The following is a 16,890-nucleotide window of genomic DNA, read 5'->3' as shown; positions in this document are numbered from 1 at the left end:
TCGTCTACTTTCTATTATTTTGTAACCATGGATGAAATAATTTACCGAAAATCGGCATGACTACCCATGATAGCAAGGACACTATACATACTGAAACAAAAAAGGCCGACATAATAGGATTCATATGTTTTATAATAGGTCCTATCACTTTAGGAACTAACATGCTAAGAGGCCATACACCCAAAAGGGTAACGATAGACATTTTCCATTTTGGCGGTGGAACTGGCGTTTTCGGAGTAACAAACCAATAAGCCAAACTACTTTCAGTTTTGTAACTCGGATTAGTAACTTGAAATTGTTCTGCCGTTTTTAACAAATCCCGGCGAATGTCTGATTCTTGCCAAGCACGTAGATGCTCATACGTATCAAAGCGAAAAATAACAGTATACTCTCTCGATTCGTTATTTGGGACTATTAGATTTACACCTAAATGCCCTGGGAATTTAGTAGCGGCAGCTTCGATTTCATGTCTCCATGTTTCAAACTGTTTTTCTTTACCTTGTTGAATTTCCCATGTAACAATCGTTGTTACTGGATCAGCAGCATCCATCGTGTTCCCTGTATAAGTCTCTTCGACAGCTACTCCTTCTTGTTTCATATTTTCCTGCTTGGAAGCGCGCCGTGCACCATAGTATATGCGTATTCTACTCCTTGACCATAAGCGCCAGTGTGCTCCTTTACAATTTCCATTACAGCATCATAAGTGTCTTTGTGTGCCCAGTCACGTTGGTATTCAAGTAAAACTTGAATTGCTGTCACTGGAATTGCACCAGCTTGTTCTACACGACGCATAGCAGCGTTATGTGCTGTCAGACTAGTACCACCTGAAGCATCATCAACTGCATACACTTCATAGCCAGCTTTCATTGCTTCAAGCACAGGGAATGCAAGGCAAACTTCAGTCCAAAGTGCTGCAAATATTAATTTCTTTCTACCTGTTGCTTTAACTGCTTCAACAAATTTTGGATCTTCCCAAGAGTTCATTGAACTGCGTTCTATAATTTCATGGTTTGGGAATATATCAAGAATTTGTGGCCAAAAATAACCAGAAAAGCTGCGTGTCTCAACTGTAGTAAGAATAGTAGGTACGTTAAAAGTTTTTGCTGATTTAGCAAGTAGCATAACGTTATTAATCAATGTTTGTCTATCAATACTTGCAACTCCAAAAGTCATTTGAGGTTGAAAATCAATCAAAATTAATGCACTGTTCTCCGGATTTAACAATTCTAAATTACTCATAATAAAACGCTCCTTTTTTAATTGTTTAAAATTGTAATCGTAAAAATAAAATTTTTGCTATACCTTTTAAATTAAAAGAGAGTGCTGATTTAATCAGCACTAAATGTATACTATCCATTTTTTTGAAAGTGATTTAAAGCTATTTCTTTGAAATACATTTATCCCGCATTAACGGGCAGTAAGACCCCCACCTCAAAATTCAGCGGAAGCAAAGAAGTTAGGTGGGGGATCAACTGCCTGTAAAAGCCCGATTGGTTCAACTAATAATCAGTGGGGGATGAACAAAACCCCCACTGATTAAAGTTTCACTTTATGCATTTTGTTTACTAAGATCTCGCTGAGCTCCCCTATAGCTTCCAATTATATTTTGATAGCCTGGAAGATTGCTAGCAAGCAAATTGCCAAAACCTTCGACATCGTTGCGCCAATCGCGTTGTAATTCGCAAGCTACGCTAAACCAGTTCATAAGTTGCACACCACTATGTGCCATACGAGTATTGGCAGCATCTGCAACTTGTTTACTGAAAGTTCCTGAAGCATCCGTAACAGCAAATACTTCATATCCAGCTTTTATAGCGGAAAGTGCCGGGAAAGCAACACAAACGTCCGTAACTACGCCTGCGATGATAAGTTGTTTTTTTCCAGTTTCTTCGATTGCTTTTACAAAATCATCATTATCCCATGCGTTAATTTGTCCAGGTCGAGCTATTTTTGGTGCATGAGGAAAGAGATCAACCAATTCTTGCATTAAAGGTCCATTAGGCCCGTTTTCGAAACTTGTTGTTAAAATAACTGGTAAATCAAAAAACTTAGCAGTATGAGCAAGAGCTAAAACATTGTTCTTGAATTCATCAACACCATAGTCACGTACTAGTCCGGACATAAGACCAGTTTGATGATCTACTAAAAGCACAACAGCATCATCTTTGTTAATACGAGAATAGAGATCAGTCATTATGTATTCCTCCTAAAAATTAAGTAATCGAAGAAAGTTTAAATAGTCGGATACTATCATAAGTTTCTTCGTTTATAACTAAGCTGACCAATAATATTGGTTATAGCAGCATTCACAGAACATGAAGTGCTATACAATTTTATAGTATTTGAAAACTGATTCGTTAATCAATTCTAAATTATCTATAATTCGTATAGGTCGTAACTATAGTTGTTTTCACTATAAAATAGATTGGTTTTACCTATACATCCTATAGATAGAACAATATTGATAGTCACCTATTTTTGTTATTACAATTGAATAGGAGTAATGTTCAGTAATTATTTTATGATGAAAAAGGTATTAGAGGGGGGATTGTTCCAAAAGGAGAAAATGAATGCATTGGAACAATAGAGTTTCATACTTAGAGTTCACAACATAAACGTGCATGAATAGGTTATGACATTCATCCGGATTATTGAAGAAAAGGATACATATTAGAATATTTTTTGGAGGTAGAAGCATGGCTAAAATTACTGTAGGAACTGAAAATCAAGAACCAATTGAGATATATTATGAGGATTATGGCACAGGAAAACCAGTTGTACTAATTCATGGTTGGCCGTTAAGTGGTCGATCTTGGGAATACCAAGTTCCCGCTCTTGTTGAGGCTGGATACAGAGTTATAACATATGATCGTCGAGGATTTGGAAAATCATCTCAGCCGTGGGAAGGGTATGAATATGATACCTTTACTTCTGATTTACATCAACTATTAGAACATTTAGAGCTTCAAAATGTCACACTTGTTGGTTTTTCTATGGGTGGAGGCGAAGTAGCCCGGTATATTAGTACGTATGGAACAGATCGTATTGAAAAGGCTGTTTTTGCTGGAGCAGTACCTCCATATTTATACAAATCAGAGGATCATCCTGAAGGGGCATTAGATGATGCAACAATTGAAGCGTTCAAAAGTGGTGTGATTAATGACCGCCTTGCATTTCTTGATGAATTTACTAAGGGATTTTTCGCAGCTGGTAATCGAACAGATTTAGTTAGTGAGCCATTCCGTTTATATAATTGGGATATTGCAGCCAGTGCATCGCCTAAAGGAACACTTGATTGTATTACCGCCTTTAGTAAGACTGATTTTAGAAAAGACTTGGAGAAGTTTAATATACCTACTCTTATTATTCACGGTGATTCTGATGCAACTGTACCATATGAATATAGTGGGAAATTAACACATGAAGCAATTCCTAATTCTAAAGTAACGTTAATAAAGGGTGGTCCACATGGGCTAAATGCAACGCATGCCAAAGAATTTAATGAAGCACTCCTATTATTTTTAAAGGACTGATTACAACTATATAATTGTTAATTAATAAATTATAAACAAGTAAAAAAATAAAGCTTTATAAAAGATGCTCTTGGATAAATCCAGGAGCATCTTTTTAATGGTGATATTGAGATGTTAGGTTGATAAATCTCCATTAATTTTGGATTGAATACTCTTCTTAACAGCTAAAATATATTGATTAGAGTTTTTTAGATTTCTTAGAAGTATTGTTATATTACTATCAAGATAATATTTTGAATAATCCTCAAAATAAAGAAATGTTTTGTCAGAAAACAATAAAATCTTATTAATTTTTATAATTAGTTGAATTTTTATAGAAATAATTCTCTTAATATATTAAAATAACATCGTATTATGTCAGATTTTAATTAGGGGAGAGAAATTTTATGTTGAAAAAAATCATTCCAGTTGCTTTAGCATTAAGTACAGTTACTTTTACTAGTGTATTTGCTATGCCTTCAGCCCAAGCAAGTACAGAATCAAACCGCTACATAGATGTACAAATGCTCGGTATTAACGATTTTCATGGGCAACTAGACACTGTAAAAAAAATTAACAATAAAGATGCAGGGGGAATTGAGTACTTAGGGGCTTATTTACGTGATCGTGAAAAACAAAATCCGAATACATTAAAGGTACATGCTGGAGATGTTGTTGGAGCAAGTACTCCTGTTTCAGCATTATTACAAGACGAACCTACGATTGAATTTCTAAATGATTTGAAATTCGATGTTGGAACGATAGGGAATCATGAATTTGATGAAGGTGTTGAAGAAATGAACCGCCTTATTTATGGTGGATACCATGAGAAAACAGGAAATTTTAAAGGGGCAAAATTCCCATATGTTGCTGCAAATTTCTATAATAAATCCACCGGTCGTTTATTTTTACCACCATTCACTATAAAAAAGGTACAAGGAGTTCCTGTTGGATTTATCGGAGTCGTAACAACGGATGTTCCTAACCTTGTTATGCCTACTATGCTAAAGAATGTAGAAATTACAGATGAAGTTGAAGCTATTAACAAATCCGTAAAGCAATTAAAAAAACTAGGCGTTAAATCTATCGTTGTTCTTGCACATAACGGAGGTATAACAGATGGGAACGGCGTAACAAATGGTGATATCGTCCGATTAGCAAATGAGACTGATCCAGAAGTCGATGTTATTTTTGGTGGCCATAGCCACACTTATGTAAATGGAACTGTTAATAATAAACTTGTCGTACAAGCAAATTCATATGGTATGGCTTTTGCTGATGTTGATGTAAAGATTGATCGTAAAACACAAGATATTGTTGAGAAAAAAGCAGAAATTGTTACAACTTATCATGAAGGCATAGAGCCTGATAAAAAAATAAAGAAGAAGATGGAGAAATATCAAGCAAAAATCGCACCTCTTGTTAATGAAGTTGTAGGTAAGTCTATTGCGCCACTAGATCGCAAACTCAATACGGCTGGTGAATCTACTCTTGGAAATTTAGTTGCTGATGCCCAGCGTACAACAATGCAATCCCAAATTGCACTTATGAATCCTGGTGGTATTCGTAATGACTTAGATGCTGGTGATATTACATGGGGAGAGATATATGGTATTCAACCATTCGGAAATCAATTAATAAAAGTAAATTTAACAGGTCAAGACATTCGTGATATTTTAAATCAACAATGGCAAAAAGACATAACAAGAATGCTTCAAATTTCAGGGATCCAATACACTTGGGATGCGAACAAGCCCAATGGAGAAAAAGTAACAAGTATTCGCTTAACGAATGGAGAAGAAATTATTCCTTCTAAAACTTACAGCGTCGTTGCTAACGCATTTCTAGCTTCAGGGGGAGATGGATTTGTATCCTTTAAAAACGGTAAAGATGCTGAAACAGGACCAACTGATTTTGAAGCATTAGTAGATTATATAAAAAAATCAAAAGAACCAATTCAGTCTATTATTGATGGAAGAATTCAAAAGATAAATTAGGTTTTTATTAATCTCAAAAACAAATAGATTACCTGTGCACTATACTTTTTCGTGTGCAGGTAATCTATTTTTTTGCGTTTTCGGGCACAGATGCTACTTCAACCCTAGTGTACAAGTAATTTTGAATGTAAGGAATTTGTAAGGGATAGGTAAGGAAAAAGAGATTTTCATTGTGTAGGATAGAAATATAAGGAGGCGTGAAGGGGGGATAAGTACGGCATATATATAACAATTAGTAACAAGAGTGTTTTGTGAAAATAATGAGTACAATGATTGCAAATGTATTGTTGCCTTTTCATCATTGAGAGAATGGATAGCTGTGTGGCTCGTATATGACACTGCTATCAACTATCTATACAATTTTAATAGAAGAGAGGAATTTTTTATGAAAACACGCAGTAAAATTACATGTGCAAGTCTAGCACTTTTAATAGGTGGAAGTTCCCTGTTATACATAACACCAACATCAGTTGTAAAAGCAGAATCTACGCAAAATGTATCTAGTTCGTTACAAACAAGTACGCAAAGTGATCGTACTTCCGTTAAGAAAGCAATGCGAGATGAACTGCAACTTGGATACCCAGGAATACTCGCTAAAATTTCTAAGGGGGATAAAACTTGGAGTTATAGTGCTGGGGTAGCGGATCTGAAAACTAAGAAACCAATGCAAGCAGATTTTCGCTTTCGCATTGGCAGTGTGACGAAAACGTTCATTGCAACAGTTCTACTTCAATTATCTGGAGAGAACCGTTTGAATCTAGACGACTCCATTGAAAAATGGTTACCTGGTGTTATTCAAGGAAACGGATATGATGGTAACCAGATTACGATCCGGCAAATATTGAATCATACAAGTGGTATTGCTGACTATATAAATTCAAAAGACTTTGATATTACGGATATAAAAAAATCGTATACGGCTGAAGAATTTGTAAAGATGGGGATTTCACTTCCCCCAGACTTTGCCCCAGGAAAGGGTTGGTCTTATTCAAATACAGGATATGTAATACTAGGAATCCTTATTGAAAAAGTAACAGGAAACAGCTATGCGGAAGAGGTTGAAAATCGGATTATTGAACCGCTTGATTTGTCAAATACATTTCTACCTGGTAATTCAAGCGTGATTCCAGGCACCAAGCATGCCCGTGGCTATTTGCAACTAGACGGAGCGAGTGAGCTAAAAGATGTTACTTATATTAACCCAGGTAGCTCGGATGGAGATATGATTTCTACTGCTGACGACTTAAACAAATTCTTCTCTTGCTTACTAGGTGGCAAATTACTGAAGGAACAGCAGTTAAAACAAATGCTTACTACAGTTCCTACAAATAGAGAGGGAACCGGATATGGTCTTGGAATACTTGAAATTAAGCTTCCGAACGGTGTCTCGGTATGGGGACACAGGGGGGCCGTTCCAGGGTTTTCCACTTTTGCTGGTGGAACACTTGGAGGTAAACATACACTCGCTATCAATTCGAACAGTTTAAACCTTAATAACCCGGAAGTTTTTAAAAACATTCTACTTGCTGAATTTAGCAAGTAGGAAAAACGGATAAATTTTGTCATTTGTAATTTCCATCGGAATGGATTACCGCTTGAAAGAGTATAGAGGGATTAAGTATCTATAATTGTGTAGGAGCAGTATTTGCAAAATTAGAAATTGAACTAAATTTAACCATCAAAGATAATATTAGCGGGAAAAATTTGAGGGACATTAAGGATTTTGTGAAGAGGACTTCAAAAATGAAATAACATTGTAATAAGCTATATTTCTATTATTAATTGAAAGTTATTACCCTATAAATTCAGTCATTTATTATATAACTGAGTGCATAAAAAATGAACCGAATTCTAATAAATAACGTAAAAGCTAAAAGAGTTTCGCTTTGGGAACATCTCAAAATAGTGAACATACCTATATTAAAACCCAAATTTCTCAATTTAATGCTGAGAAATTTGGGTTTTTCTAAAGGAATCAATTTTTTAAAAAATTTTTAGAAATTTAAAGATAAAGTATTGTATACATGTAAGTATGATTAAAAATGCAAAGTTGTAAATGCTAAATTTAATTAAATATGCCTTACTCTCTTTAACATTGGCCTGAATGAATAGTTTATAGGAGATTACACTGGCTAAAGATGCGATAATTGTTCCAAGCCCTCCAATATTTACTCCTAGTAATAAAGCTTTCCAATCAGAAGTAAAGTTTGATAGAAGAATTGAAGTAGGAAAATTGCTAATCAATTGACTCAAAAATATGGAACTAAAGAAGACTGAAGTATCTCCTCTTAAATTAGCGCGAGCAAATGTCCCCAGTGCATCGGAATGGGAAATGTTTCCGATAAAAATAAAAAAACAGACAAAGGTTATTAGAAGAAAGTAATCGATCTTAAATAGTAAGTTTCTATCTAACGTAAATGCTGCTATCAGTGTGACTATTAGCGCAATGTAATAATTAATAACACCAAAAATAGATGCAATGATAGTAATAAGTATCAAAATCCAGACGGTAGCTTTTTTTTGATTTTTCACGGTAATAACAGGTAGTTCTATTTTCAAATCTGTTTTTTGAAGTTTTTGAGTAAATATAAATAACAAACTAATTCCAAGTACAGCTAAAAGCAGGATTGAACCTAAAAATGGGATGAGCTTAATTCCATAGTAAGAATATAGGTATAAATTTTGTGGGTTTCCCATAGGCATCAAGCTACTACCGATGTTTGCCGCAATTGTCTGCAGGATGATTGTATCCATCATGTTCATTTGTGTTTTTTTACTAATGACAAGTGTTATTGGTACAAAAGTGAGGAGAGCGACATCATTTGTTACAAACATGGAGCAAATAAAGCATAACAAAATTAGAATAATAGATATTGACCTGCTGTTATTGCATTTATTTAAAATCGCAACGGCAAGTTTGTCTAATATCTTTAGCTGTTCCAAGGCCTTAATGGCTACCATCAGATTAAATAAGCTAATTAACACTTCAAAGTTAATATATTCGATCTTTGGCGAATGTATTAAGCAGCTGACAATTGCTAGTATCAGTGAAATGGTAAGTACTAAATCCTTTTTTAAAAATTCGAATTTCATAAGGAGTCTTTTTTTATTTTGAACAAATACTATTTCTTTCACAATACACCACCTGTAAGTTATGTTAGTAAATATACGTTTTTTGGGATAACTCGATATTGCTAGAAAAGAGGATGACATAAGGTCCTAAATAAGAGTTTTGTAATGTTTCATCCCTTCAACAAAATCCTTTTTTTCTTAGTGTCTTTCATGTTGTAAATATGTGCAATATAGACGAATCCAGCTAGGGGGATTAATTGAGAAAACAAATGTTTTTTGTATGATACCATAAATAAATTAAATGTTTTATTTTTTTAATATTCCTATAATATTCCGTCGATTCTTGATTTCAAATAATTTATATGAACTTCTAAAAGAGAAAAAGTATGCATGTTTATATGAAGAAAATAGAGACTTGTCAAAGGATAGATAGAACAAAATCTGCGACGTTTGGATACTGTATAAAATTCACAAAATCTCACTGTTTTTTTAGATGAAAAATCTTAAAAAATTTTTTGTTTTTATAAAAATCTGTACTTTTTCGTAACATTCTGTACTTTTAATTATAAATTAAAGACAAACTTCTCTTAGTTAAAGATTGAAAGCGCTTTATAGATTTTTCGTGAAATTTTTACCTAGCCTATTTTTGAGATTAGTAGTAAGAAAGGAGATATTTCCATGTTCTTAAGAAAATTAACAAAAAACCAGTTAATCACTATTGATTATTATGATTAAAATGTAAATCACCGGTAAACGAAACAAACATAATAGTACAACAACATTAGTGGATAAGAATATTAGTTTTGCAGAAGGGGATAGAGCATCTTGTGTATAAATGGTAAGTTTTTAGAAAATTCAGTTTCGCAGTTGCGTGTTGCGATGTTTGTTTAAACAGGCCAATTCTATTAATATAGAAAATTTTTATCCTTGTTGTATTTGAATATGAATGAGGTATTTATGCCAAGGAATATAGGTGATTTTATATAGATTATGATAGATAAATTTTTGGTATGGAGTGATAATATGGAAAGATTTTTTGTAGAGTTAGTCGGATCAACAAATGATTTTTTATGGTCTAAATTGTTAATTATTATGCTTGTTATTTGCGGAATTTATTTTACATTTAAATTGAATTTTGTACAGTTTCGAATGTTAAAAGAGATGGTCCGTGTATTAATGGAGGGGAAAAGTGGTTCTAAAGATCAAATCTCTCCTTTTCAAGCGTTTTGTATTGGTATGGCAGCCCGCGTTGGAACAGGGAATATCACAGGAATTGCGATTGCAATTGCATTAGGTGGTCCTGGAGCTGTATTTTGGATGTGGATTATTTCTATTATTAGCTCGGCCTCCAGTTTTGTCGAAAGCACATTAGCACAGATATATAAAGTAAAAGATAAAACTGGTTTCCGCGGTGGTCCATCCTATTATATGGAAAAAGGGTTGAATAAACGTTGGATGGGAGTATTATTCTCTATTTTAATCACAATTACTTTTGGTCTTGTATTCAATTCAGTACAATCAAATACAGTTACAATTGCTTTTCAAAACTCATTTGGTACAGATCGTCTAACAGTTGGGATAATCATGGCCATTGCTTTCGCTGCGATTATTTTTGGTGGTGTACAACGTATTGCAAAAATGGCTGAATACAAGGTGGTATTTTTAGCAGTATTATACATTGGAGTTGCATTATTTGTTGTAGTTACCAACATATCAAAAATGCCGGAAGTTCTTTCTCTTATTGTTCAAAACGCATTTGGTTTTAAACAAATAGCAGGCGGTTCAATTGGTGCAGCACTTATGAATGGAGTTAAACGCGGTTTATTCTCAAATGAAGCTGGTATGGGAAGTGCACCAAACGTTGCCGCAACAGCAACAACAAGTCATCCGGTGAAACAAGGACTGATTCAAGCATTTGGTGTATTAACGGATACACTGATCATTTGTACTAGCACTGCCTTTATTATTTTGCTGTCTGATGCATATAAACAACCGGGGTTAAATGGTATTGCACTTACACAAGCAGCATTAAGTGAACACATAGGTCCTTGGGCATCGGGTTGTCTTGCTATCTTTGTTTTTTTATTTGGATTTGGTGCGTTAATTGGCAACTATTATTATGGCGAAACAAATATTCGCTTCTTACATACAAGTAAAGTGTGGTTAATGATATACAGAATAAGTGTGTTGGCTATGATTGTATTTGGTTCTGTTGCAAAGATTCAAATTGTATGGGATTTAGCGGACTTATTTATGGGCTTTATGGTTATTATTAATTTAATTGCTATTACCTTACTTTCAAAAGTAGCATTTGCGGCGTTACAAGATTATATAAACCAGAAAAAAGCTGGTAAAGATCCTGTTTTTTATAAAGAAAACATTAAAGGACTTGAAAATATTGAATGTTGGGATAGTTATGAGAAAACTTCAAAAAAGAAAAGTGTGTAATAAGAAGGATATTCAGACTGCAATATGTCTGAATATTTTTCTTGGTTCTAGTGCAAATATTATTGATTATAGTAAAGAAAAAATCATTCTATATAAAGTTAATAGTACGGGGGAATATGATTAAATGATAAAGGATTCTAGCGTTCAAGTTGAGGGTCAAGAAAAAGTTTGCTTAGATCAATGGGTAGCTCATTATCGAGCGTATGCAGCTAAGGGACGAAGCGCCAGTTATATTCCCGCTCTGGGGGAAATAAATGTATCGCAGTTAGGTATTTGTATAGTAAAGCCAGATGGAACAATGATAAAATCAGGAGATTGGGAGATACCTTTCACATTACAAAGTATATCAAAAGTAATCGGTTTTATAGCCGCTTGTTTAAGTCGCGGTATTTCTTATGTATTAGAACGAGTTGACGTAGAGCCAACTGGAGATGCCTTTAATTCAATTATTCGTTTAGAGATACATAAACCAGGAAAACCTTTTAATCCTATGATCAATGCTGGAGCGATTACGATAGCTTCACTTTTGCCAGGGACATCGGTGCAAGAAAAATTAGAATCTCTATACGTATTAATTGAAAAAATGATAGAGAAGCGTCCCGCTATTAATGAAATAGTATTTCAATCAGAATGGGAAACGGCTCATCGTAATAGAGCATTAGCATACTATTTAAAGGAGAATGGTTTTCTAGAATCAGATGTGGAGGAGACACTAGAGGTTTACTTAAAACAATGTTCGATTGAAATAAATACAGAAGATATTGCCTTAATAGGGCTTATACTAGCACATGATGGATATCATCCTATTCGCAAAGAACAAGTGCTCCCTAAAGAAGTAGCTAGGTTAACAAAAGCTTTAATGCTAACTTGTGGAATGTACAATGCTTCTGGAAAATTTGCTGCTTTCATTGGATTACCAGCTAAGAGTGGGGTATCCGGCGGAATTATGACACTTGTTCCCTCAAAATCTAGGAAGGATTTATCGTTCCAAGATGGATGTGGTATTGGTATTTACGGACCAGCCATTGATGAATATGGGAATAGTTTACCAGGAATTATGTTGTTAGAACATATTGCAAAAGAATGGGATTTAAGTATATTTTAAAAAGGAGCACAGATATTTTGGTGTTAGAGCGAGTCCAAAAGTGTTCAGACCTTATATTGTGTCTGAACATTTTTGAGTTATAAAGTATCTTTCTAAAGTAGAAGGGTGTAATGAATACTCACAATCTATAATGCTTTCGTTTATATCTTATTTATCAGTTTTTGAAAAAAATAGAGTAAGTATTGTATTAATGCAAATAGGTTTGTATACTGACTGTTAGGCGAAAGTGAGAAGTGATTATTTTGAATCTTAGTAATTTAGTAAAAAAAGACATCTATATTCTCGTTTTAATGATACTTACAGTACCCTTAGTAGGTGAAATAAAGTCATTTCCTTTAAATGAAACATTTAGAATGAGCTTTGGCGCACCAACATTTTTCTTTTTTTTGTTATTGTTTCGACGAATTCCAGCATTTTTACCGGGTTTTTTAACAGCGATAGTCGTTGTAGTATTTCGTATCTCAATGGATGTCATTATAAAGGGAAATATGGATTGGCTAGCCGCTTTTCATACTCACTATCCTAGTTTTTTCTTTTATTTTACTTATTCGTATCTCTTTCATTTAGCAAAAATCAAACGTTTTTATCATCAACCACTAATGATTGGTTTTATTGGTTGCATGATTGAAATACTGTCAGACTGTGTGGAATTAATGATTCAATATTTCGTATTAAAAACATCGATCACATCCGAGGCAATAAATGAGATTATTGTTATCGCATGTTCCCATAGTTTTATAGTTCTAAGCTTTTTCAATATGATGAAATTGTATGAAGCGCAATCAAGGGAGAGACATATAAAGAAGCAAAATGAACACATGCTCATGCTTATCTCTAATTTATATGAAGATGCTGTTCATTTAAAGAAAACATTACAAGATGCTGAGAATATAACAAAAAAATCCTATGATTTATATAAAACCTTAGACTCTTTTGAGCACAAACAGATGGATTTTCAGTTTGGGGATTTAAGGCAACAGGCATTACAAATTGCTGGTGAGGTCCATGACGTTAAAAAGGATAACCAACGTATTTTTGCGGGACTTTCAAAACTAATTTCTGATGAAAGTTTTACAGATTATATGTCTGTACATGAACTAGTAAATATCATTATACGGGCAAATACGAAATATGCACGGTTGCTAGAGAAAGACATCCAATTTGTGTATAAAATTGATGGTGTGCATTCTCATTATCATATTTACACAATCTTATCTATTATAAATAATATCGTTACAAACGCTGTAGAAGCTATCCAAGGTATGGGAACCATCACAATTGACATTAATAAAGACCACCATTTTGTTGAATTTCAAATAGGCGATAATGGTCCTGGTATTTCTTCAAAATATAAAGATTCAATTTTTGAGCCTGGGTTTACTTCTAAATATGATGATTTAGGCAACCCATCGACAGGTATCGGATTATCGTATGTTAAAGAAATGGTCGAACAACTTGAAGGTGATGTTACGCTTGAGGACAGAACCGAAGGAAAAGGATCAATTTTTATAATTAGATTAGGGATTGATCATATAATTTCGAAAGGGTGATTCTATGTATTTTTATATAGTAGATGATGAAAAAGCGGTTCGCTCAATGTTGGCTCAAATTATCGAGGATGAAGATCTTGGGGAGGTTATAGGAGAAGCTGAGGATGGTTTATCTTTAGAGCAACAAATGCTAATCCTTAAAAATATAGACATTTTATTTATCGATTTGTTAATGCCGATTCAAGATGGAATAAAAACAATCCGTCAAATAAAACCTTCGTTTAAAGGGAAAATCATCATGGTCTCTCAAGTAGAATCAAAAGAATTAATTGCTGAAGCTTATTCGCTTGGTGTTGAATACTATATTATTAAGCCAATTAACCGGATTGAAGTATTAACAGTTGTTCGGAAAGTCATTGAACGAATTCGTTTGGAAAAATCGATAAAAAACATTCAAGAATCGCTTAATATGGTACTAAAATTGGATAGTAATTCAAGTACGCAAGAAAAATACCGTAATGAAAAACATTTAAATACTTTTAATCATTTTCAAAATTCCATTCATTTTCTTTTGTCTGAATTAGGAATAGCCAGTGAAAGTGGAAGTAAAGATTTAATGGATATGCTAGATTATTTATATAAATATGAACAAGATAACACGTTGGAACAAGGCTTTCCCTCACTAAAAGAGATTTTTATGAATTTGGCTCAAAAAAAACTTGGGGATTCAGCTGAAGATGCCGAATTAAAAAGGTTCATAGAAGCTTCCAAACAACGGATTCGGAGAGCAATTTATCAATCATTAAACCATTTAGCATCCCTTGGACTTACTGATTTTTTAAACCCGAAGTTCGAAAACTATGCTTCTAGATTTTTTGATTTTACTACCGTAAGGAGAAAGATGACAGAATTGAATAATGAACCAACATTACCTGCTCGTATTGATACGAAAAAATTTATTCAAGTTCTTTATTTTGAAGCAAAACGAATACACTTGGAGTTAAGATGATAAACTCTTGTTAAGTATTATTTTCAATTGATAGATTGATAATAATTTTTCTTTTTATTCTCCTTTATTTCATATTAGTTTTAAAATCAGAAAATTCCGTATCGATTTGGTAGAAGTGCATGAACTTAGAACAAAAGAATATGTATTTTTTATTTTTTTAAACATTAATATTCATTAAAAAAACGAGTATTTCCAAAATAAAATATAACTACATAGTAAGTTGAATTTAAAAAAAGATGCTATCTTCTAGCATCTTTTTTTCTTTAAGAGGAAATATCATTGATCCTTATATTATTTGAAATTCAAATGCGGGCATATAAATAAGGGAAAAGGAGATAATATTTAACAAATTATAATTGGAAATGGTATTTTAGGTCAGAAATGTTTTTATACTAATTAGGTTATTTGTACTAAATAAGCATAATGTCTCGCTTTTCTGCTCTTTAATCTTATCGTTATTTTTTATTAAGTACATATCGTTTTTTAGAAATCTCAATCCTAGCACAGTATATAAATTGGGTGATAAAAATGTGGAACATAATTACTTCTTATCTTCCAGATTGGAAAGTCTTTGTACAAGCTTTTATCTTGTTTTTAATTCCGTATACTATCTCAAGATTTTTTCATTGGGTTCGTATGTCAGAGAAAGAGTGGGAAGAATGAGTTGGTGGAAGTCAAGAGACAAACAAGTGAAAAAAAATAATATTCAAATTAAAACGAAACAAGAGCATAAACCATCTCAAAATGCAAACGTTCATTTCACAAATGATTTTGCCTCTAACTTAGAACTTATAAAGCAACAAATCGGACATAATTCTGATGTTCGCTTTCGGAAGTTTAATATTGGACGCACAGATATTCAAGCTGGGATCGTTTTTGTTGATGGTCTATCAGATAAAGAGATAATTGACAAACATATTATGAAATTACTAATGGATGATTTTTCTGATGAATATAAAAATGAATCTTCTTATGTGGAGGGGACTGTTTCAAAAGAATATATTAAAAATAAAGTTCTTACAATTAGTGAAGTAGCAGAAGTCCATTACATAAAAGATTTAATACCCAAAGTATTGATAGGTTCAACAGCTCTTTTAATTGATGGTTTAGCAGATGTGTTTATTCTTGGTACAACAAAAGCAAATAAACGAAATATTGAAGAACCAGTATCGGAGGCATTAGTCAGAGGGCCACGGGTCGGTTTTACTGAAGTATTAAGTGATAATACCTCACTTTTGCGACGACACTGTGCGGATGAGAACTTATCATTAGTAAAGCTACCAGTAGGAGAACGTGCAAAGAAAGAGTTAGTTGTCGCATTTATTAAAGATCTTGCTAGTACAGAATTGGTGGATGAAATAAAAAACAGAATTCAGAAAATTGACATAGACAGTGTACTCGAATCTGGTTATATAGAGCAACTTATTGAAGATAATTATCTCAGTCCTTTTCCGCAGATTCAAAATACAGAACGACCTGATCGTGTTATTAGTGCTTTAATGGAAGGTCGAGTAGCTATTTTGTTAGATGGAACACCATTTGTTTTAATTGCTCCAGTTACATTTAGTATGCTGCTGCAATCACCAGAAGATTATTATGAAAGGTGGCTTCCTGGTACGCTTCTCCGCTTATTACGCTTCATGACAGCTTTTGTTTCATTATTTGCTCCAGCACTATATATTTCTTTTATTTCATTTCATCCAGGATTAATTCCCACTAAGCTCGCTATTTCTATTATCGGATCGCGAGAAGGAGTTCCTTTTCCCGCTTTAATAGAAGCGTTAATTATGGAAGTAGCTATCGAAGTTTTGCGAGAAGCAGGTTTACGTCTGCCTAAACCGATTGGGCCTGCAATGGGAATTGTGGGTGGTTTAATAATTGGTCAGGCTGCCGTAGAAGCAGGAATTGTTAGTCCAATAATGGTTATCGTTGTTGCGGTAACAGCTATTTCTTCTTTTACTATTCCGCAATATAGTGTGGGAATTACGTTACGCATTCTTCGTTTTATAGCTATGTTTTGTGCTGCGATATTTGGCTTGTATGGAGTTATTCTCTTCTTTCTTTTACTTTGCAGTCATTTAGTGAAACTGAAAAGTTTTGGCGTTCCTTATACCAGCCCTGCTGTTCCATATCGATTTAGTGACTGGAAAGATTTTATGGTTCGCATGCCATTAAAAATAATGAGACGTCGACCAAAAATAATGCATACCAAAAAAAATATCCGCAAAAGGTAGCTGATGACGAAAGGAAGTGGCCT

General features: G+C 33.7%; 12 protein-coding genes. 8 read left to right on the top strand and 4 right to left on the bottom strand.

The annotated features are described in order from the left end of the window. Positions 1 to 4: 4 nt before the first annotated feature. The 3 genes from HFD78_RS23430 to ycaC all read right to left on the bottom strand — a co-directional run bounded on the left by HFD78_RS23430 (position 5) and on the right by ycaC (position 2,194). A complete protein-coding gene (locus HFD78_RS23430) occupies positions 5 to 598 on the bottom strand; it encodes an antibiotic biosynthesis monooxygenase (protein ID WP_000806851.1) in 594 nt (197 codons plus the stop codon). Continuing rightward, a complete protein-coding gene (locus tag HFD78_RS23425; RefSeq protein ID WP_000067163.1) occupies positions 595 to 1,239 on the bottom strand; it encodes a hydrolase in 645 nt (214 codons plus the stop codon). The genes HFD78_RS23430 and HFD78_RS23425 overlap by 4 nt, the downstream gene beginning before the upstream one ends. A 310-nt stretch (positions 1,240 to 1,549) precedes the next feature. Continuing rightward, the gene (gene ycaC, locus HFD78_RS23420; protein WP_000131214.1) at positions 1,550 to 2,194 is read right to left on the bottom strand and encodes an isochorismate family cysteine hydrolase YcaC; all 645 of its coding nucleotides are present in this window, start codon (positions 2,192 to 2,194) and stop codon (positions 1,550 to 1,552) included. Positions 2,195 to 2,696: 502 nt separating this feature from the next. On the opposite strand from ycaC, the gene HFD78_RS23415 reads away from it, so the two are divergent. The 3 genes from HFD78_RS23415 to HFD78_RS23405 all read left to right on the top strand — a co-directional run bounded on the left by HFD78_RS23415 (position 2,697) and on the right by HFD78_RS23405 (position 7,052). Further along, positions 2,697 to 3,533, top strand: coding sequence for a bromoperoxidase (locus tag HFD78_RS23415; protein ID WP_087875539.1), 837 nt, complete (start codon positions 2,697 to 2,699; stop codon positions 3,531 to 3,533). A gap of 386 nt (positions 3,534 to 3,919) precedes the next feature. Then, the gene (locus HFD78_RS23410) at positions 3,920 to 5,509 is read left to right on the top strand and encodes a bifunctional metallophosphatase/5'-nucleotidase (RefSeq protein ID WP_000913791.1); all 1,590 of its coding nucleotides are present in this window, start codon (positions 3,920 to 3,922) and stop codon (positions 5,507 to 5,509) included. Positions 5,510 to 5,894: 385 nt separating this feature from the next. Continuing rightward, positions 5,895 to 7,052 (top strand): serine hydrolase domain-containing protein, encoded by a 1,158-nt coding sequence (locus HFD78_RS23405; protein ID WP_070756674.1) that lies wholly within the window; start codon positions 5,895 to 5,897, stop codon positions 7,050 to 7,052. 440 nt (positions 7,053 to 7,492) lie between these two features. Here the strand turns inward: HFD78_RS23405 and HFD78_RS23395 are convergent, their stop codons facing one another. Next, positions 7,493 to 8,644, bottom strand: coding sequence for an anion transporter (locus HFD78_RS23395; RefSeq protein WP_000659281.1), 1,152 nt, complete (start codon positions 8,642 to 8,644; stop codon positions 7,493 to 7,495). A gap of 960 nt (positions 8,645 to 9,604) precedes the next feature. Here HFD78_RS23395 and HFD78_RS23390 point away from each other — a divergent pair. The 5 genes from HFD78_RS23390 to HFD78_RS23370 all read left to right on the top strand — a co-directional run bounded on the left by HFD78_RS23390 (position 9,605) and on the right by HFD78_RS23370 (position 16,867). Beyond that, positions 9,605 to 11,029 (top strand): alanine/glycine:cation symporter family protein, encoded by a 1,425-nt coding sequence (locus HFD78_RS23390; protein ID WP_000439285.1) that lies wholly within the window; start codon positions 9,605 to 9,607, stop codon positions 11,027 to 11,029. 124 nt (positions 11,030 to 11,153) lie between these two features. Then, positions 11,154 to 12,134 (top strand): glutaminase GlsA, encoded by a 981-nt coding sequence (glsA, locus tag HFD78_RS23385; RefSeq protein ID WP_000588648.1) that lies wholly within the window; start codon positions 11,154 to 11,156, stop codon positions 12,132 to 12,134. Between the two features lie 233 nt (positions 12,135 to 12,367). Next, on the top strand, positions 12,368 to 13,684 hold the full coding sequence (locus HFD78_RS23380) for a sensor histidine kinase (protein ID WP_000584794.1): 1,317 nt from the start codon (positions 12,368 to 12,370) through the stop codon (positions 13,682 to 13,684). 4 nt (positions 13,685 to 13,688) lie between these two features. Continuing rightward, positions 13,689 to 14,633 carry a response regulator gene (locus HFD78_RS23375; RefSeq protein WP_044584615.1) on the top strand — a complete coding sequence of 315 codons (945 nt, stop codon included), beginning with the start codon at positions 13,689 to 13,691 and terminating at the stop codon, positions 14,631 to 14,633. Positions 14,634 to 15,292: 659 nt separating this feature from the next. After that, complete coding sequence (locus HFD78_RS23370) at positions 15,293 to 16,867, top strand: spore germination protein (RefSeq protein WP_103652778.1); 1,575 nt, start codon at positions 15,293 to 15,295, stop codon at positions 16,865 to 16,867. Positions 16,868 to 16,890 lie beyond the last annotated feature (23 nt).

Origin of the sequence: Bacillus sp. EKM501B (assembly GCF_011800505.1) — a bacterium.
GTDB classification, from domain to species: domain Bacteria; phylum Bacillota; class Bacilli; order Bacillales; family Bacillaceae_G; genus Bacillus_A; species Bacillus_A cereus.
This window is presented reverse-complemented; position numbering and strand designations above follow the sequence as displayed.

What these genes read in the sequence shown, in the direction of transcription:
- HFD78_RS23430 (WP_000806851.1), bottom strand. Translation starts at nt 598, where the DNA reads ATGAAACAAGAAGGAGTAGCTGTCGAAGAGACTTATACAGGGAACACG.
- HFD78_RS23425 (WP_000067163.1), bottom strand. Translation starts at nt 1,239, where the DNA reads ATGAGTAATTTAGAATTGTTAAATCCGGAGAACAGTGCATTAATTTTG.
- ycaC (WP_000131214.1), bottom strand. Translation starts at nt 2,194, where the DNA reads ATGACTGATCTCTATTCTCGTATTAACAAAGATGATGCTGTTGTGCTT.
- HFD78_RS23415 (WP_087875539.1), top strand. Translation starts at nt 2,697, where the DNA reads ATGGCTAAAATTACTGTAGGAACTGAAAATCAAGAACCAATTGAGATA.
- HFD78_RS23410 (WP_000913791.1), top strand. Translation starts at nt 3,920, where the DNA reads ATGTTGAAAAAAATCATTCCAGTTGCTTTAGCATTAAGTACAGTTACT.
- HFD78_RS23405 (WP_070756674.1), top strand. Translation starts at nt 5,895, where the DNA reads ATGAAAACACGCAGTAAAATTACATGTGCAAGTCTAGCACTTTTAATA.
- HFD78_RS23390 (WP_000439285.1), top strand. Translation starts at nt 9,605, where the DNA reads ATGGAAAGATTTTTTGTAGAGTTAGTCGGATCAACAAATGATTTTTTA.
- glsA (WP_000588648.1), top strand. Translation starts at nt 11,154, where the DNA reads ATGATAAAGGATTCTAGCGTTCAAGTTGAGGGTCAAGAAAAAGTTTGC.
- HFD78_RS23375 (WP_044584615.1), top strand. Translation starts at nt 13,689, where the DNA reads ATGTATTTTTATATAGTAGATGATGAAAAAGCGGTTCGCTCAATGTTG.
- HFD78_RS23370 (WP_103652778.1), top strand. Translation starts at nt 15,293, where the DNA reads ATGAGTTGGTGGAAGTCAAGAGACAAACAAGTGAAAAAAAATAATATT.